The organism is Haloplanus litoreus, assembly GCF_045690335.1.
Taxonomy (GTDB): Archaea; Halobacteriota; Halobacteria; order Halobacteriales; family Haloferacaceae; genus Haloplanus; species Haloplanus litoreus.
The window spans coordinates 299,084-316,321 of record NZ_CP147874.1; the positions used below are offsets into that span (position 1 = coordinate 299,084).

Annotated in this window: 20 protein-coding genes; 11 read left to right on the forward strand and 9 right to left on the reverse strand. The window is 70.3% G+C overall.

Annotated elements, in window-relative coordinates; translation table 11 throughout:
- Positions 1-64 precede the first annotated feature (64 nt).
- The 5 genes from V8686_RS01745 (at position 65) to yqeC (ending at position 3,588) form a co-directional block, all read left to right on the forward strand.
- On the forward strand, positions 65-1,105 hold the full coding sequence (locus V8686_RS01745) for a lysylphosphatidylglycerol synthase transmembrane domain-containing protein (protein WP_379702218.1): 1,041 nt from the start codon (positions 65-67) through the stop codon (positions 1,103-1,105).
- A gap of 88 nt (positions 1,106-1,193) precedes the next feature.
- Positions 1,194-1,649 (forward strand): 30S ribosomal protein S19e, encoded by a 456-nt coding sequence (locus V8686_RS01750; RefSeq protein ID WP_379702220.1) that lies wholly within the window; start codon positions 1,194-1,196, stop codon positions 1,647-1,649.
- A 47-nt stretch (positions 1,650-1,696) separates the two neighbouring features.
- A complete protein-coding gene (locus tag V8686_RS01755; protein WP_379702222.1) occupies positions 1,697-2,056 on the forward strand; it encodes a DNA-binding protein in 360 nt (119 codons plus the stop codon).
- Positions 2,056-2,655: a DUF7411 family protein gene (locus V8686_RS01760; RefSeq protein WP_379702224.1), complete on the forward strand. Its 600-nt coding sequence runs from the start codon at positions 2,056-2,058 to the stop codon at positions 2,653-2,655. The genes V8686_RS01755 and V8686_RS01760 overlap by 1 nt, the downstream gene beginning before the upstream one ends.
- A 207-nt stretch (positions 2,656-2,862) precedes the next feature.
- Entirely contained in the window at positions 2,863-3,588 is a 726-nt protein-coding gene (yqeC, locus tag V8686_RS01765) for a selenium cofactor biosynthesis protein YqeC (RefSeq protein ID WP_379702225.1), read from the forward strand.
- On the opposite strand, the gene mobA is transcribed toward yqeC, so the two are convergent.
- The 3 genes from mobA to hisS all read right to left on the reverse strand — a co-directional run bounded on the left by mobA (position 3,585) and on the right by hisS (position 6,508).
- On the reverse strand, positions 3,585-4,205 hold the full coding sequence (gene mobA / locus V8686_RS01770; protein WP_379702227.1) for a molybdenum cofactor guanylyltransferase: 621 nt from the start codon (positions 4,203-4,205) through the stop codon (positions 3,585-3,587). The two genes, yqeC and mobA, sit on opposite strands and share 4 nt — an antisense overlap.
- A 159-nt stretch (positions 4,206-4,364) precedes the next feature.
- The gene (gene truA, locus V8686_RS01775; RefSeq protein WP_379702229.1) at positions 4,365-5,168 is read right to left on the reverse strand and encodes a tRNA pseudouridine(38-40) synthase TruA; all 804 of its coding nucleotides are present in this window, start codon (positions 5,166-5,168) and stop codon (positions 4,365-4,367) included.
- Positions 5,169-5,209: 41 nt separating this feature from the next.
- A complete protein-coding gene (gene hisS / locus V8686_RS01780; RefSeq protein WP_379702231.1) occupies positions 5,210-6,508 on the reverse strand; it encodes a histidine--tRNA ligase in 1,299 nt (432 codons plus the stop codon).
- Between the two features lie 103 nt (positions 6,509-6,611).
- Here hisS and V8686_RS01785 point away from each other — a divergent pair, with 103 nt between their 5' ends.
- Positions 6,612-7,568, forward strand: a complete 957-nt coding sequence (locus tag V8686_RS01785) for an AEC family transporter (protein ID WP_379702233.1) — start codon at positions 6,612-6,614, stop codon at positions 7,566-7,568.
- A gap of 106 nt (positions 7,569-7,674) precedes the next feature.
- Entirely contained in the window at positions 7,675-8,391 is a 717-nt protein-coding gene (locus V8686_RS01790) for a hypothetical protein (RefSeq protein ID WP_379706430.1), read from the forward strand.
- A 24-nt stretch (positions 8,392-8,415) separates the two neighbouring features.
- Here V8686_RS01790 and V8686_RS01795 read toward each other — a convergent pair whose 3' ends face one another.
- Positions 8,416-8,877, reverse strand: coding sequence for a DUF3592 domain-containing protein (locus tag V8686_RS01795; protein ID WP_379702235.1), 462 nt, complete (start codon positions 8,875-8,877; stop codon positions 8,416-8,418).
- Positions 8,878-8,998: 121 nt separating this feature from the next.
- Here V8686_RS01795 and V8686_RS01800 point away from each other — a divergent pair, with 121 nt between their 5' ends.
- The gene (locus tag V8686_RS01800; protein WP_379702236.1) at positions 8,999-10,288 is read left to right on the forward strand and encodes a glucose-6-phosphate isomerase; all 1,290 of its coding nucleotides are present in this window, start codon (positions 8,999-9,001) and stop codon (positions 10,286-10,288) included.
- Positions 10,289-10,325: 37 nt separating this feature from the next.
- Positions 10,326-11,264, forward strand: a complete 939-nt coding sequence (locus V8686_RS01805; RefSeq protein WP_379702238.1) for a CPBP family intramembrane glutamic endopeptidase — start codon at positions 10,326-10,328, stop codon at positions 11,262-11,264.
- Between the two features lie 83 nt (positions 11,265-11,347).
- On the opposite strand, the gene V8686_RS01810 is transcribed toward V8686_RS01805, so the two are convergent.
- A complete protein-coding gene (locus V8686_RS01810) occupies positions 11,348-12,316 on the reverse strand; it encodes a hypothetical protein (RefSeq protein ID WP_379702240.1) in 969 nt (322 codons plus the stop codon).
- Between the two features lie 123 nt (positions 12,317-12,439).
- Between V8686_RS01810 and V8686_RS01815 the strand changes: the two genes are divergently transcribed.
- Together V8686_RS01815 and V8686_RS01820 are read left to right on the forward strand one after the other, a co-directional pair.
- Positions 12,440-13,015 (forward strand): NUDIX hydrolase, encoded by a 576-nt coding sequence (locus V8686_RS01815; RefSeq protein ID WP_379702242.1) that lies wholly within the window; start codon positions 12,440-12,442, stop codon positions 13,013-13,015.
- Positions 13,002-13,436, forward strand: a complete 435-nt coding sequence (locus V8686_RS01820; RefSeq protein ID WP_379702244.1) for a desampylase — start codon at positions 13,002-13,004, stop codon at positions 13,434-13,436. Before V8686_RS01815 ends, V8686_RS01820 begins: the two co-directional genes overlap by 14 nt.
- Here V8686_RS01820 and V8686_RS01825 read toward each other — a convergent pair.
- The 4 genes from V8686_RS01825 to V8686_RS01840 are packed head-to-tail and all read right to left on the reverse strand — an operon-like array spanning position 13,415 to position 17,176.
- Positions 13,415-14,419: an AIR synthase family protein gene (locus V8686_RS01825; RefSeq protein WP_379702246.1), complete on the reverse strand. Its 1,005-nt coding sequence runs from the start codon at positions 14,417-14,419 to the stop codon at positions 13,415-13,417. The genes V8686_RS01820 and V8686_RS01825 overlap by 22 nt on opposite strands.
- Before the next feature lie 51 nt (positions 14,420-14,470).
- Positions 14,471-15,694, reverse strand: a complete 1,224-nt coding sequence (locus tag V8686_RS01830) for an MFS transporter (RefSeq protein WP_379702248.1) — start codon at positions 15,692-15,694, stop codon at positions 14,471-14,473.
- A 47-nt stretch (positions 15,695-15,741) separates the two neighbouring features.
- Entirely contained in the window at positions 15,742-16,632 is an 891-nt protein-coding gene (locus V8686_RS01835; protein ID WP_379702250.1) for an alpha/beta fold hydrolase, read from the reverse strand.
- Between the two features lie 43 nt (positions 16,633-16,675).
- Positions 16,676-17,176, reverse strand: a complete 501-nt coding sequence (locus V8686_RS01840; RefSeq protein ID WP_379702251.1) for a phosphate-starvation-inducible PsiE family protein — start codon at positions 17,174-17,176, stop codon at positions 16,676-16,678.
- Positions 17,177-17,238: the final 62 nt, after the last annotated feature.

A 17,238-nucleotide genomic window follows, 5' to 3' on the forward strand; every position in this document is an offset into this window, starting at 1 on the left:
CGAAATAAAAAGCCACGATGCCGAGTCCGGTGGGTTAATGCGTCGGCTCTCCCTCGAACGAACTATGGCAGGCGGACGCGTTCGGGCGACCGTACTCGGCTTCGCCGGGGCGCTCGTCGTCTTCGCCGTCCTCTTTTCGCTCGCCGGCGTCGACGACCTGCTCTCGACGCTCGGCGGCGCCGACCTGCAACTCGTCGGACTCGTCTTCCTCGCGACGCTCGGATGGCTGGCTGCGTGGGGGTTCGCCCTCCGGGTCGTCCTCGACGTCCTCGGCGTGTCGCTGACGGTGCCCGAGGCGCTGTTCGTGTTCACCGGGGCGATGTTCTCCAACAACGTCACTCCCTTCGGGCAGGCCGGCGGCGAACCCATCACCGCCCTGCTCATCTCCCGGGTGGCCGACACCGAGTACGAGACGGGGCTGGCCGCCATCGCGAGCGTCGACACGCTCAACTTCGTCCCCTCCATCACCATCGCGCTCGTCGGCGTCGGCTACTTCGTCACCGAGGTGGCTCTCGGCACGAACCGACGACTCGAACTCGCGCTCGTCGCGGTCGTCGGCCTCGCCGTCGGTGTCCCCGCGCTCGTCTACCTCGGCTGGCAGCGCCGTTACCAACTCGAAGCGAAGATGGTCGGCGTCGTGACGCCCGTCGTGCGTCGGGTGACGACACACCTGCCCCGGGTCCCGGTGCCCACCGTCGGCGGCATCGAGCACCGGATCAACGGCTTCTTCCGCGCCATCGAGCGCGTCGCGGCCAACCCGCGCGGCCTCGCCGTCGCGCTCGCACTCTCTTCGATCGGCTGGTTCTGTCAGATGCTCGGACTCTGGCTCGCGTTCCAGGCCATCGGCACTCCCATCCCCCTCTCCGTCGCGCTCTTCGTCGTCCCCATCGGCGCTATCGCGGGTGTGACGCCGCTCCCCGGTGGCGCCGGCGGCATCGAGAGCGTGCTCGTCGTCCTCCTCGTGGCGGCGCCGCTCCCGTCGGTCTCCGAACCCATCGCGCTCGCCGCCGTCGTCATCTTCCGGGGGATGGTCTACTGGACGCCGACGGTGCTCGGCGGCCTCGTGACCGGCGCCGTCGGCCTTCGGTCGTCGAGCGCCCTGTAGGTCACCGGCGGTGCTCTCCAGCTCCGCTCTGCCCTCTCACGCGCCTAATACGATGGGTTTAAACGCCGTCCGCGGGAACCCTGCGCCAATGGTAACCCTCTACGACGTGCCGGCCGACGCGCTCATCGACGAGCTCGCCGACCGACTCGCCGACCGCATCGAGGAACCCGGCTGGGTCAACTACGCCAAGACCGGCTCCAGCAAGGAGCTCCCACCCCAGCAGGACGACTTCTGGGCCACCCGCGCGGCGAGCCTACTCCGGAAAGTCGCCATCGACGGCCCCGTCGGCGTCGACCGGCTCTCGACGGCTTACGGCGACCACAAGCAGGGCTCGACGCGCTACCGCGTCGCCGCTGCTCACTCCGAGGCCGGTAGCAAGAAGATCATCCGAACCATCCTCCAGCAGCTCGCGGACGAGGATCTGGTCTCGACCGCACAGGGCGAGGGGCGCGTCGCCACGCCCGAGGGACAGAGCTTCCTCGACGAGGTGGCTGCGGACGTTCTCGCTGAGCTCGACCGGCCGGACCTCGAGAAGTACGCGTAGTCCGTACGTCCGAAATCGTTTTCACCGCTTCGACGGAATCCGTACCCATGAGTGGCAACCCCGACGACAAACGACTCGAAGAGCTTCGCCAGCAGAAGATGCAGGAACTCAAAGACCAGGCCCAAGAAGGCGGCGCCGGCGGCGACCGAGCCGAGGCCCAGCAGGCCGCCCAACAGCAGGCCGAGGCCCAGAAGCAGGCGCTCCTGAAACAGCACCTCACCGACGGCGCGCGCCAGCGACTCAACGCCGTCCAGATGTCGAAACCCGAGGTGGCCGAGCAGGCCGAACAGCAGGTCGTCGCTCTCGCCCGAAGCGGTCGCATCCAAGACCGCATCGACGAGGACCAGATGCGGAAACTGCTGAAGGAACTGACGCCCGACAAGAGCTTCGACATCCGGCGTCGATAGTGGACGTCGCCCTTCTGTTCAGCGGCGGGAAGGATTCGGCGCTCGCGGCGCTCTCGCTCGACCGGTTCTACGACGTGACACTCGTCACCGGCACCTTCGGGATCAGTTCGGACTGGCAGCACGGCCGCCGGGCGGCCGACCGCCTCGGCTTTCCCTTTCGCCGGCTCGATCTCGACCCGACCGTCGCCGCCGACGCAGTCGACCGAATGCTCGCCGACGGCTACCCGCGCAACGGAATCCAGATGGTCCACGAACACGCCCTCGAACGCGCCGCCGAACTGGACGTGACCGCCGTCGCCGACGGCACCCGCCGCGACGACCGGGTTCCAGCCATCGACCGCGCGACAGCCCGGAGCCTCGAGGATCGCCACGGCGTCGACTACCTCGCGCCGCTCACCGGGTTCGGCCGTGGCGCAATCGACCGTCTCGTCGACGCCACCCTGGACGTGCAGGTCGGGCCGAGCGAGGACGTTCCCCGCGCCGACTACGAGGCCGAACTCCGGGACCTCCTCACCGACCGCGAGGGTCTCGAGACCGTCGGCGCAATCTTCCCCGCCCACGAGCAGACAGTCGTCCGTGGCCGCGCCCCGTCGGAGTGATGCCGTCGACCGTAGCCGTTTCAAAACAGTCACCACCCCGGGGCGGCGGCTCTCCGTCTCGACTTACAGCCGAGATAGTGGCCGTCGTACGTCGTTGCACACCCGATCGTCAGCCTGCGTGCGATCGGGTGTGCGAACAGTTCCAACCGCGACGATAGTCCGAGCCGGCGGCGACACGCCGAAGTGATTGGACGCGAAAGCGGGCGCATGAACCTCATCGAGGCACTGTCGGCCGACGCCAAACTCGTCTGCGTCGTCGGCGCCGGCGGCAAGAAGACGACGCTGTACGCCCTCGCCAACCGCCTGGATCGGGCCGTCGTGACCGCTACCGTCCGCATCCCCATCTTCGACGACCACGTCGCCGACGTGCGCGTTACGCGCGACCCCGTCGGCGCGCTCCGGGACGCGGCGGCGTGGCCGCTCGGTCTCGTGCCCGAACGGGAACGCGACGACCGCTATCTCGGCTACGACCGCGAGACGGTCACCGCCATCCGCGCGGCGCTCGAGTCGGGGACGGTGCTGGCGAAAGCCGACGGCGCGCGCACTCGCCTGCTGAAGGCGCCGGACGAGCGCGAACCGCAGGTGCCCGCCACCGCCGACACGGTCATTCCCATCGCGAGCGCGCGAGTCGTCGGCGAACCCCTCTCCGACGACCACGTCCACCGGCCCGAACGGGTGGCCGACCTCACCGGGCTCTCGCTCGGCGACCCGATCCGCGCCGAGGACGTGGGCACCGTTCTGGCGAGTCGCGCGGGCGGACGCAAGCGCGTGCCACCGTCGGCGACGGTCGTTCCGCTAATCAACATGGTCGACGACGACGCGCTGGCGGCGACGGCGCGGGATATCGCGGCGGCCGTCCTCGACCGGGCCGACGTGCCGCGCGTGGTCCTCGCACGCATGGCCGACCCGTCGCTCGTCGACGTGATCGACTAGCGCTCCGCCAACCGCCGCTCGGCGTCGGCGAAGTCCTCCCGCGTGTTGCAGTTCTCGAACGTGTGGCGGTGGCCGTGTTCGCGCACCTCCGTGTCGTCGACGACGACGAAGTCCAGATCGAAAAGCGGTGCGACGATGCGCTCCTCGCCGGCCTCCAGTGCCGCCTCGCAGGCATCGGCCATCGCCGTCGCCCGATAGACCGCGTGGGTGGTCTCGAACCACTGATCCGGCCGGGGGACGGCGGCGTCGTGGCCCGCCGCTCGCTCGAACAGGTAGTCCACGAAGTCCGCCTCGACGAAGGGCATGTCGCAGGCGACGACGAAGGCGAACTCCGTCCCGGCGGTGCGGAGTCCGGTCGCCATTCCCGCCATCGGCCCCTCGTCGGGGTAGTCGTCCTCCGCGAACGTCACTGGGACGGCGGCGCCGACGAGGGCCTCGCGGATCGCCGGGATCTGTGCGGGCCGACAGTTGACCACGACGGCGTCGACGGCGGGGGCAACCCGGTCGACCACCCGCCGGATCATGGGCGTCCCCGCGAGATCTGCGACCGCCTTGTCCTCGTCGCCGAACCGCGTCGACCGGCCGCCGGCGAGCACGACGGCAGTACGCTCGGACATACCATCGGGTACGCGGGTCCACCTCTTTACGCTGTCTCACTTTCTGCGAGGCGCACCGCTCCTCGGGAAAAGCTGGAGCAAAACGCCCCCGCGACTCGCTCCGCTCGTCGCGGCCGACCGTTCTGGACCGCCTCCGCCTCCGCCTCCGCACCGCTGCCATTACCCGATCCCGTCACACACGTCGCCGACGACCCGGGCGGCGGTCAACGCCTCGATCCGCCGGTCGGCGAACACCGCCCGTGCGCTCTCGGCGGCGTCCGGGTCGACGGTGAACGCGACACCCGGATACGTCACGTCGGCGAGAACGAGCGGCGTCGCCGGCGCGGTTGGCACCCCGGCCGCCCCGTCCAGCGGGTTGGGACCGAGGACGCGGTCCACCCGTGTCACGTCGCTCTCGCCGGCGCCGACCGCCCGGACCAGCGAGACGATCCGACGGACCATGTGGCGGACGAACCCGCCCGCCGAGAACGTGAGGACGAGGAAGTCGCCGTCGCGTTCACCGGTCGCGTCGAGGCGGCGGACGGTCCCCTCGTCGTCGGTCGTGAGGTTGTGGAAGTCGTGTTCGCCGGTCAGTCGGTCGAGTGCCGCGCGGACGCGCCCATCGTCCACGGCCGGTGCGTACAGGTGGTAGCGGTAGGTCCGACTGCCGGCGTCGTGGGTGGCGTGGAAGTCCTCGGTCACGTCGGCGCTCGCCCACGCCCGGATCGACTCCGGGAGCGTCCCGTTCAGCGCGGCGGGCGAGAGCCAGTCGGGGGCAGCGAAGGCGACGGTCTGCGCGAGCGCCGAGACGCCCGCGTCGGTGCGCCCCGCGGCGGCGTAGTTCGGCGGCACGTCGCCGTCCAGTACGTCGAGGTCCCGCAGGGCGGCAAAGAGCGCGTCCTCGACGGTCGGCACGTCGGGTTGGCGCTGGAAGCCCGCGTAGGGGCGGCCGTCGTAGGCGATGCGGAAGGCGCGGGTCGGCATCGGCGGGGATGGGGCGGCCCGGCAGTTAAATCGCGGGTCCGCTACACGAAGTCGTCGTAGGTCGGCCGGTCGCGGTCACCCGGGAACTCGTCGACGGGTGCCGTAGTCTGGTCGCCGCTCGCCATCTCCTTGATCGTCACCTCGCCGTTCTCCAGGTCGCGTTCGCCGACGATGACGACCGTTTCGGCGTTGACGCCGTTGGCGTAGGACATCTGTGCGCCGAAACTCCGCCCGGCGAGGTCCGTCTCGACGACGTGGCCCCGGTCGCGCAAGTCGCGGGCCACCCGCGCGGCCGTTCCCCGCGTGTCGCCCACCGAGAGGACGTAGTAGTCCGTCGAGAGCGCCTCCTCGGGCCAGACGCCCGCCCGCTGGAGCAGGAGCGAGAGGGTGGCGTGGCCGGGGGCGACACCCACGGCGGGGGTCGGCTGGCCGCCGTAGCTCTCGATCAGGTCGTCGTACCGGCCGCCGCCGAAGACGGCCCGGGACACCTCGCCCTGCGTGTCGAAGCACTCGAAGACGGTCCCGGTGTAGTAGTCCAGTCCGCGGGCCGTCTCCAGCGAGACGGAACAGTACTCGCGGACGCCGAAGTCCGCGGCGGCGTCGAGGACGTTCTGCAGGTTCCCTACCGCGTCGGCCACCGCGTCGGTGCCCGCGAAGTCCGTGAGTTCGTCGAGATCCTCCGTCGCCAGCAACTCGTCGAACTGCTCGGCCTGATCGTAGGAGAGCCCCGCCTCGTGGAGCAGATCGTAGTACTGTGCGGGGTCGATCTTCTCCGATTTGTCGACCGCCCGGATCGCCGCTCTGACGGTCACGTCGGCATCGAACGCCCGGAGGAGACCGCCGAGGATGTCCCGGTGGGAGACGCGGAACTCGAAGTCCGCACTCTCGAGGCCGAGCGTCGTCAGGGCGTCGGCCGCGTACGCCAGAATCTCGGCGTCCGCGGTCGGTTCCGACGACCCGAACACGTCGACGTTGGTCTGGTAGAACTCGCGGAAGCGCCCCTGCTGGACCTGCTCGTAGCGCCAGAACGGACGCGTCGACATCCACTTGATCGGCTTCTGGAGTTCCTGGCCCTTCGCGACGACCATCCGCGCCACCGTCGGCGTGAGCTCCGGCGTCATGGCGACGTGGCGACCGCCCTTGTCCTCGAACGCGTACAGTTCCTCGACGATTTCCTCCCCGCTCTTGTCGGTGTAGAGGTCGACGGCCTCGAGTGCCGGGGTGCCGATCTCCCGGAAGCCGTACTGCCGGGCGGTCTCCTCCAGAGCGTCGGCCACCGCCCGCCGGGCGGCCATCTCCTCGGGGTAGAAGTCGCGGAACCCCTTGAGTCGGTCGTACATACCGCGTCGTTGGCGAAGGCTGCGCTTGAATCCTGTCCTTTCGATACCGGAACATACTGCTCCCACACGGAGCCTCAGGCCACCGGGGGGCGAGAGCGGGGACGTGTCCCTCGCCTCCGCGTTCACGTCGGCCATCCTCCCCATCGTCTCGGTCATGGGACTCGGCTACGTCCTGACCTGGGCACTCGACGTCGAGGCCGATTCGCTGAACGACGTGGCGCTCTATCTCTTCCTCCCCGCGCTCATCTTCCACAGTATCGTCACGACGACGCTCGGCGGTGCCACCGTCGCCCGCATCTTCGCCGGCGTCGGCCTCTTCGTCGTCGCCATGATGGCCGTCGCCGAAACCGCCGACCGCGTCCTCGGTGTCCCCGAACCCTACCGGAGCGCGGACGTGTTGGCGGGGTCGCTCCCCAACGCTGGCTTCTACGGCATCCCCCTCGCGGAGTTCGCCTTCGGCGACGTCGGCCGTACCACGGCGGTCATCTACATCACCGCGCAGGCGTTCCTGATGTACACCCTCGGCGTCTACGTCGCCTCCCGCGGCGGCGGCGAGGCGGGTCTCGGCGCCGTCAAGGAGATCTTCCGCCTCCCGCTCGTCTACGCCATCGCCGCCGCGGGCGTCGTCCGCCTCCTCGGCGTCGCACCCCCTGCCGACGGCACGTTCATGACGACCACGAGCCTCGTGGGTGACGCCTCCATCCCCCTGATGCTCGTCATCGTCGGCGTCCAGCTCTACGGCTTGGAGTACGGCAACGTCCGCCGGGTGATCCGGCCGTCGATCATCAAACTCGTCGTCGCACCGGTCGCCGGGCTTGGCGTCGCCCTCGCCCTCGGGAAGTTCGGCGACGTCGCCGTCGCACGGGTGTTCGTCCTCCTCTGTGCGACTCCCGTCGCGCTCATCCCCCTCGCGCTCACCCTCTCGTACAGCGACGTCGACGACCGGGAGGGGCTGTCGGCCTCCGAGTATCTCACCATGACGATCTTCGTCACCACCGTCGCGAGCGTCCCGGTGTTGACGCTACTGATCACGTTGCTCCGGGGCGGCGCCCTGCTCTGAGCGCGAGCACCGCTCGACGGATCGCTCTGCCCCCGGACCAACGCTTTTGCTCGTGCGGTCGATGGCTCCCGACATGCCAGCGACCGTTCGGGGAACGATTCGGGGGATGGGAATTCGCGCGAATCCGGCTTTCGCCGTCGGCGCCGTCGCGGTTCCCGTCGCTGCCCTCGTCTACGCGCTCCTGTTCGCGCCGGTCGTCCACCACAGCTACGTCCACGTGATGGCCGGCGTGCTGTGGACGGATATCGACCTCTTCATCGCCATCGTTCTCGGGCCGGTCCTCGGCGGCCTCTCCGTCGAGGCCCGCACGGCCGTCTTCGAGCGATTCACGCCCAAGATGGCCTTTCTGATGCCGTCGCTCGCGCTCGTCACCGTCTTCGGCGGCGTCACCCTCGCCGACCGCATGGGCATCTTCCCCTACGCCGACCCGTGGATCGCCCTGCTGGCGCTGGCGTCGACCGTCCCCGCCCTCCTCCTGGTGGGCTGGCAGTTCGACGCCTTCGCCGACCCGCGGTGGCTCGCCGCCTTCGCCCTCGTCCTCCTCGGTGGCGGTGCCTCCCTCGCCGTCACCGCCTCCGGGTTCGGCATGACCGGTCCGACCATTCTCCTCGCTCTCGCCATCGTCACCGTCCTCACCGTCCTCGGGTTCGGCGTTCTCCTCCCCGGCGAGGTGCGCATCTACCGCCAGTTACAGTCGGGCGACCCGGACCCCGACGTCGTCAGCCGCATCGGGATGCGAAACGCCCGGCTCAGCGGCCTGCAGGGACTCTTCCAGTTCGCCATCGTCGTCGTGCTGGGCTACCTCCGCTGGGGTGGGTTCTGAGCGGGTGTGTCACAGTCGACCGGTTCAGTTTCTGATCGCGGAGTACACTGCGACCACCGTGAACAGGACGCCGGCACCGATCAGGAGGTGCGGCTTCTTGCTGCGCTCGCGTTCGAGGAACGCCGCCCCGGGGTCGTCGGTCGGCACGTACGCCGTCGCCGTCTCGCCCGACTCGTAGGGCGCCAGTTCCTCCCTCGCCGCCGCCTCGGTGTCGAAGTCCTTCCCGAGCGTCCCCGGATACACGCTCGACGACGTGTAGGTCTCGCCCCGGTAGCGGTACTCGAAGGTCGCCCGCGGCTCGTACGAGACGGTCTTCCCACCGCTTTCCGTCACCGAGGTATCGGTGACCGTCGCGTTCACCGTCGCCGTCGAGTCGAGCGCCGCGGACTGCGCGTCGTAGCTGTACGCGCCGTATCCGACCGACGCGAGACCGACGAGCAACAGCACGGCGATACCGAGCCGGCTCGACGGACCGTTGATCTCCATACCGCCGCCCCACGGCGCCGGGGGTGTTAAAACTCCAACCCGAGTCTCAACTCCGGTACTGAGCCCCCGTCCTCGCGACGAACGGGAAACCGTTTTGGCGGCGCACGACTCCGTTTCGAGCATGTACGTCGACATCGGCAACGCGCTCGACGCCGAACCCCGGCTGACCCGGGCGACCCTGGAGCGACTGGACGAGCGCGTCGCCGACGCCCACGACCGGATCGAACGCGGCCGCGCCGACGCCGCCCACGGCTACGCGGCGCTGAATCTACCAGACACCGCCGACCCCGACGCCGTCCGCGCGGCCGTCGACCGCTTCGACGACCCGGCGGCGGTCCTGACCGTCGGCATCGGTGGGAGTGCCCTCGGCGCCGCGACGCTCGCCGAGGCGCTCGGCGGAGACGGACTCGACCACTACGTCCTCGACAACGTCGACCCCGCGCACGTCGACGCACTCCTCGACTCCCTCCCTCTCGGAGACACCGTCGTTCACGTCGTCTCCCGGTCGGGGACGACGGCCGAGACGCTGGCGAACTTCCTGATCGTCCGCGAGGCGATGGACCGCGCGGGCGTCGACTGGACCCGGCGCACGCTGGTCACGACGGGCGCCGACGGCAACCTCCGCGAACTGGCCGCGCGTCACGACCTGCCGGCCCTCGACGTGCCCGCGGGCGTCCCCGGCCGTTTCTCGGCGCTCTCGACTGTCGCTCTCCCCGTCGCCGCCCTCGCCGGTCACGACGTAGACGCCCTCCTCGACGGTGCCCGGGCCGAGGCCGACCGGCTCGCGGGGTCGCTGTTCGACTCCCCGGCCTACGCCTACGGCGCCGTCTGTTACGCCCTCGAACGTCGGGGTGCGGCGATCAACGCGATGGTGCCCTACGCCGAATCCCTGGAGTACTTCGCGGAGTGGTTCGCACAGCTGTGGGCCGAAAGCCTGGGCAAGGACGCCGTCGGGCAGACGCCCGCTCGCGCGCTCGGGGCGACCGACCAGCACTCCCAGCTACAGCTCTACCGCGCCGGGCCACGGGACAAACTCGTGACGCTCGTGCGCCCGCGAGAGCGCCCCCGAATCCCGATTCCCGAGACGGACCTCGACGGCCTCGCCTACCTCGGCGGCGGGAGCCTCGGCGACCTGCTCGACGCGGAGTTCCGCGCGACCGAGGCGAGCCTCGCCGCCGCGAACTGCCCGAACGTCCGGATCGAACTCGACCGCATCGACGAGCGCGGCGTGGGTGAACTCCTCTACGGCATGGAGGCGGCCTGCGTCCTCTACGGCGAACTCGCCGGCGTCGAGACGTTCACTCAGCCGGCGGTGGAGTGGGGCAAGCGCGCCGCGCGCGGCCTGCTCGGCGGCGGCGACTTCGAGGAGGCCGACGCGGTGGGCGAGAAGCGCCGGCTCGTCGTCGACTGATCGACTGATACTTACTCCCGGGACGACTGGGCCCCGTATGGTCAACGAACTCCTCGTGGGCGGTGCGATGCTCCACCTGCTGGCCGGGTTGGTGCTCGCGACGCTCGTCCACCAGGACGCGTCGCTCCGGGGGAGCGACCGTGCGGCGGAGCTCGGACTCGCGGCCTTCGTCTTCGGCCTCGTCTTCGCCGCGGGCTACTACCTCCGCAGCGAGCGGATCGGATCGCTCCCCGCCGACGCCGAGCGTCGCCGGGCGTCGGCCGTCGACCGGGGGTGGGATCTCCTCCGGAGCCTCCTCCTGATCGTCGCTGCCTTCCTCACGGCCACCGCCGTCGTCGGCCTTGGTGCCAGCGTGCTGGTCGGGGTCGGTGTCCTCGTCAGCGGCACCCTCGAGTACCGGGTCGTCGGTGCCGTCCTCCAGTTCGTCGGCTTCGGCGTCGCCGTCGCCGGCTACCTCGCCGTCACGGGCGACTGGGACCTCGTCGAGGTGCGGCGGCCGACGCTTCGCCACCTCGGCCTGATCGTCGTCGGCGTCGTCGCCCTCGTCGGTGCCCAGCTCGTCATCGCGCGCCTGCTGACGGCGCTCAGCATCGAGGTAGCCCAGAACCAGGTCGTCGTCACCGGCCAGCAGGACCCCCGTTATTTCCTCTATATGATTCCCGTCGCCATCCTCCTGGTCGGCCCGTTCGAGGAACTCGTCTTCCGCGGCGGCGTCCAAGGGATCCTCCGTCGGACCTGGGGACCCTCGGTCGCCATCACCCTCTCCAGCGTCCTGTTCGGCCTCGTCCACTGGGTCGCACTCACGGGCGCCGGCGGCTCGCGGATCCCCTACGTCACCGTCGCGGCCACCCTCGGACTCGTCCTCGGGTACCTCTACGAACGGTCCCGCAACCTCCTGGTCCCCGCCGTCGTCCACGGCCTCTACAACACCGTGCTGTTCGGCGCCCAGTACCTCTCGGCCACGGGGATGGCCTGAGACGGACTGTTTACCGGCCATCGCTACCCCGTAGTCGGCGACGGCTGGACACGACGTACGGCCGTCCGTCTGCCGCCCGCCGCTCAGGTCAACTGGATTCCCAGCTCATCGAACTGTTCGGACACCAGCCGTTCCACCGCCCCCCAGTCGACCGGCGGTTCGAGGTCGTCGATGGCCGTCTCGAACCGCTCGACTGACTCGTCGACCGCCGCTCGCCGCGCCGCGAAGTCGTCGATGGCCGATTCGGTGGCGTCGAGCCGATCCGAGCACGTCGCGTGGCGCTCCTCCAGCGAGGCGAGTCGACGCCGAAGGGCGTCCACTTCGTCGCCGTAGTCGCCGTCCCGACGCGCCAGCCACGTCTCCAGGTCCGCGAGGTCCGTCCGGAGTTCCGTGAACACGACCGCCATGACCCGCTGCAGGTGGTGGGCGGCCAGCCACGCGTCGAACGGATCCATCCCGTCTCGTCCGCCGGCTTCGAGCGCGTCGAGGAGGCCCTCCGTGTTGTCGAGATACGTCTCGAAACCACCGAGTTCGTTCTCGAACTCGTCGAGTCGCGTCGCCGGATCTCGAAGCCACGTCTCGAACTCCGCGACCCCTTCCTCGACGTGGTGGAGACCGTGTGCCACCGTGTGGATGGCCCGCTCGCACCACCGGAGTCCGTCGGCGGCTTCGTAGCACGCCGTGGGCGACGCCGGCTCCCGCGGCGTGTCCGCGAGCCGATCCGCCACCGCTTCGAGTTCTGCCCGCATCGCGTCGAACTCGTCCTCGTACTCGTCGATCCGGCTCCGGACCTGATTGGTGTCGCGGACCGTCGGACCGAGCGAGTCCCGGAGCGCCCGGAACTGCGCCGCGACCGTCGCCACCTCGTCGGCAGTCGAGCGGCGTTCTCGGCGGCACTCTTCGTGCCAGGCCGCGAACGCGTCGGTCCCGATCCGGCCGTCCGCCGCGCGCTCCTCGATGGCGGCCATCACGTTCTCGGAGGCGTCGTCCTCGACTCGCTCGCGGATGGACGAGACGTCCACGCGGCCGTCGCTGTCTCGGTCGTCGCTCATCGGTCGGGCTTCGCGAGACGCACACTTAGCTGGTTCGAGGGGAAACGCCGGGCCGGTGAGGACCGGCCCCGACCGTCGACACGCATCGAAGACGCCATTAGCCTCCCCACCGGAAGGTCGACTATGAGCGACACCGAGGGCGGCGACGCTGGGGTGGCGGAGCGACACCCCAACGCCGAACAGGAGGTCATCGCCGTCGACGGCGACGACCAGAAACAGGGCACGGTCAACCGCCTCGACGCCCACACCGGGGACGGCGTCCGCCATCGCGCCTTCACCGTCCTCGTCTTCGACGGCGAGGGTCGGATACTGCTGGCACAGCGGGCGCCGGGCAAGCGCCTCTGGGACACGCACTGGGACGGCACCGTCGCCTCCCACCCGCGACCGGGCCAGACACAGAAGGAGGCCACCCGGCAGCGCCTCGTCGACGAACTCGGCGTCACCTCGGAGCAGTACGACGACCTTCGGGTGACGGACAAGTTCGAGTACAAACGCTACTACGAGAACGCCGGCCTGGAGTGGGAGGTCTGTTCCGTGTTGAAATGCACCCTCGACGACACGGCCCTCGACCCCGACGAGGCGGAGGTCGCCGGTCGTCTGTGGGTCGACTACGACCACCTGCACGAGCACCCCGCGTGGTACCGCCAACTTCGCCTCTGTCCGTGGTTCGAAATCGCCATGCGCCGTGACTTCGACTGAGCCGCTCCGCCTCACCGCGGCCGTCCGTGACGCCCTCCTCGACCACGCCGCCGTGGGCGCCGACCGTGCCCCACCCGAGGAGGTCTGTGGCGTTCTCGCGGGGGCGCGCGGCTCGACCGACCGAGTGACCGACGCCACCCGCGTCGACAACGTCGCCGCCCACCCCCGCACCGAGTACGAACTCGACCCGGAAGCGACGATGTCGACCATCGACCGGATCGAAGCCACGGGGGACGACGTCGTCGGCTTCTATCACTCCCACCCCGAGAGTCCCGCCGAACCGAGCGCGACGGACCGCGCGCGGGCGACGTGGACCGGCTACCTCTACGCCATCGTCTCGCCGCCCGAGACGATTCGCGCCTACCGGTTCACGGGCGAGGGGTTCGACGAGGTGCCGGTTCAGGTCGACAGCCGCGAGTAGGCCGCCCACGAGGCGTCGACCGACGGCGCTGCGATTTCCTCACCGTCGACGTACGCACCCGTGCCGTCCGCGACTCGACCAACCCGCGCGGCCGGCGTTCCCCGCGCCTCCAGCGCCGACAGCACGTCGTCGGTGCCCGCCGGGTCGACGGTCACCACGAGCGACCCCGACGCCGTGGCCGTCCAGGGATCGATATCGAGCGTGCGGCACGTCTCCAGCACGCCGGGACGGATCGGCACGCGGTCACGTTCGACGTCGAGGCGGACGCCCGCACTCGTCGCCATCTCGACGAACGCGCCGTGGAGGCCACCCTCGGTGGCGTCGTGCATGGCGGTCACCGGCCCCGCCGCCGCGGCGGTCAGAGCGTCGCGGACACAACTCGCCTCGTCCAGTCGCGCCTGGGCCGTCGACAGCGTCTCCGGCGGGAGGTCGACCCCCTCGGGAAAGAGCGTCGTCAGGAGTCCGGTCGTCTCGACGGCGGGTCCCCGCGTCACCACCAGGTCGTCGCCGGGGCGGGCGCCGTCCGGGCGCACCACGTCCGCGGGGTCGCCGACTGCGAGCGCCGTCGCCCCGCCGACCCACGGGAACGAACAGCCCTCGTAGCGGGCGGTGTGGCCGGTGACGACACTCACGCCGAGGTCACGCGCCTCCGCGTGGAGACCCCCCCACACCGCCGCGAACGCCTCGTCGCTCATGTCGGGCGGAAGCGAGAAGGAGACGGCGAGATGCGAGGGCGGGAGGCCGCTGACCGCCACGTCGGCGAGGACGATGTCGAGGGCGAAGCGCCCGGCGCGTCCGTATCCGAGGGGCGGAAGGATGGAGACGGGATCGGTGGCGACGGCGACGACCCGGTCACCCACGTCCAGCAAGCCGAAGTCGACGCCCGGCGTCGGGCCGAGGCGTACGTCGTCGCGGTCGGCACCCAACCGCGGCCGGACGTGTTCCTCGAAGAACTCGCGGTCGATCTTTCCGGGATCCGGCATACCGTCGCTCGCCGCGCCGGGAGTAAAGGCGTGCCGCTCCGGTCGGGGTCGTCACCGCGTCGTCCGGTCCGCGAGCACCACACAGGCCGTTCCGAGGACGAGGCTCCAGACGACGACGCCGAGGAGCGTCCCACGGACGGCGGCGCCGAAACCGTACCGGGGCGTGGCCACCGCGACGGCCGCACCCATGAGGACCGGAGCGACGGTGCTGCCGACTCGGCCGGCGGACTCGCCGAGGCTGACGAGCGACCCCCGGAGGGCCGCCGGAGCGACGGTCGAGATCGTGCTCCGGTAGAGCGTCAACACGACACCGAAGCCCGCGCCGACGACGGTGGCGCCGACCCCGACGACGGGAAGCGAGGGGGCGAGTGCGACGCCCGCGAGGCCCACCGCCGCCGCTGCCGTCCCGACGAGCAACGGCGACCGCCGGGTGTCGAAGGCGGCGGTCAGCCGACCCACCTGTGTCCCACCGACGGAACTCGCGACGCTGGCGAGGGCGACCAGCGCCCCCGCGACGCCGGGGGTCCCGTCCAGCAGGCGCACCACCACGATCGAGTTGTACGTCAGGAAACCGAACCAGAGGAAGGAGGGGACTGTCCGGCCGAGAAGGACGAGGGCGATTCGGCGCCGACGGACGAGAGCGGCCAGACGGCGCACGTCGAGGCCGCCCTCGCTCGCTACCGGGCCGGTCGCGGACTCCTCGAACCGCAGGTGGACGACCAGCGCCGCCGGCAGGCCGAGCGCGAACAGGTAGAAGGGGTACTGCCACGCGACGGCGACCAGCACCCCCGAAAGCAGGGGGAAGACGGCGAGCGAGAGGCCGACGGTGGTGAAACGCAGGCCCTGTGCCGTCGCCTCGCGCGCCCCCGAAAAGAGGTCCCCCGTGGCCGCGATGAGGACGGGCGCGATGCCGGTGAAGCCGACGCCTTGGACGAGTCGCAGGGCGACGGCGACCCGGAAGTCGTCGGTGAACGCGAGGGCGAGACCGGCGGCGCCGAACAGGGCGAGACCGGCGGTGAGTACCGGCTTTCGTCCCACGCGGTCCGACACCATGCCGACGAGGGGGATGGCGACGATGCCGGGGGCGGTGAAGGCCGCCATCACGAGACCGATGCGTGCCTCGGAGACGCCGTAGACGGGGAGCAGGGAGTCGAGCAGCGGCGAGACGAGCGAGGCGCCCATCGGTGAGACGACGCTACCGAGGAGGATCACTCTGAACCGCGGGTCGGTCACCACGTCGGCGTCCTCGCCGACGACTCGCGTCGCGAGTCCCACGGTGGCCGCAGTCGCGCGGCGATGTTGAGCCTTCCCGTTTCCCCTCGTCAGTCGGCCGCCGCGAAGCCCTCCTGCAGGGCGTCGGCCACCCGACCCGGGAACTCGCGGTGGAGCCAGTGGGTCGCGTCGTCGAGGAGGACGGCCCGCCCGTCCCGGCAGTAGGCGACGCTCTCTTTGGCCATCGACGCCCGGAGGAAGCGGTCCCGCGCCCCCCAGAGGACGAGCGTCGGCGGGTCGACGGGATCGGTTCGTTCCGGTGGCGGGTAGCGGGCTACCGCCCGATACCAGTTCACCATCGCGGTGAGGGCGCCGGGTTTGTCCCACGCTGCCCGATACCGCTCGATGTCGGCGTCGTCGAAGGTTCCGGGTCGACTCGACTCGCGCAGCGAGCGCTCGAAGAGGCGGTAGTTCCCCGCCTTCGCGGCCAGTTCGGGTACGCGCGGCACCTGGAAGGCGGCGACGTACCAGCTTCGACGGCGCTGGTCCCACGACCGGCGCAGGGTGCGCTCCATCACCGTCGGATGCGGGACGTTCAGCGCCGCGAGCGTCCGGACCCGGTCGGGGTGATCGAGCGCCAGCCACCAGGCCACGGCTGCCCCCCAGTCGTGGCCGACGACGTGGGCGGACTCGGCGTCGACGGCGTCGAGCAGGCCCGCCGCATCCGCGGCGAGCGTCGGGAGGCGGTAGGCACCGACGCCCGACGGCTTCTCGCTCTCGTTGTAGCCGCGCTGGTCGGGGACGATGACGCGATAGCCCGCGTCGGCGAGGCGCTCGGCGACCGGTTGCCAGCCGTACCAGAACTCGGGGAAGCCGTGCAACAGGAGGACCGGCGGCCCGCCCTCGGGGCCGAGGCGGACGACGTGCAGACGGACGCCGTTGGTCTCGACGGTGGTCGACGTGCCCTCGGACGGTCGGGGGCGAGCGGGATCGGTGGACACGTCCGGACGTGCGGCCGCGGTCACAAAAGTGCGCACCCCGGCGTCAGCTCATGAGTTTCTGGCCGTGGCCCCGTTCGACGAGGAGCAGTCCGACCAGTCCGAAGATGAGTACGGTGTACCCGACGGCGGCGAACAGGGCGTCCTGTGCCGTCGCGTACTCGCCGGTGCGGAAGATGATCGTCTTCCGGACCATCGCGATGACGCCGGTGTAGATGACGAGCCGGACGATCCGGCGCGTCTCGCTCTCCTCGGTGTAGGCGATGACCGTCTCGTACACTTCGACGATGATGAGGAGGAGCAGGCCGGTGTCGATGAAACCGATGACGACGAGCGGATCGGTGATGCGGCCGGCGAGCGTCGCTTGCCAGATCTGGATCATGAGGTCGACGACACCGATGGCAAAGAGGAGGGCAAAGACCGCTGCGGCGACGAGTTCGACCCCGTGGACGAACCGGTCGGTCATCGCGGAGATCTGACCCGGCGATCGAACCGTTGGGTCCGCTGCGTCGGGCGCGTCGGACGAACCCTCGCCGTCGTCGCTCATCGGTTACCTCTTTCGGGAGCGTACCGTGACACAGTGGTGAAACACGTGGGACCGAAGTATAA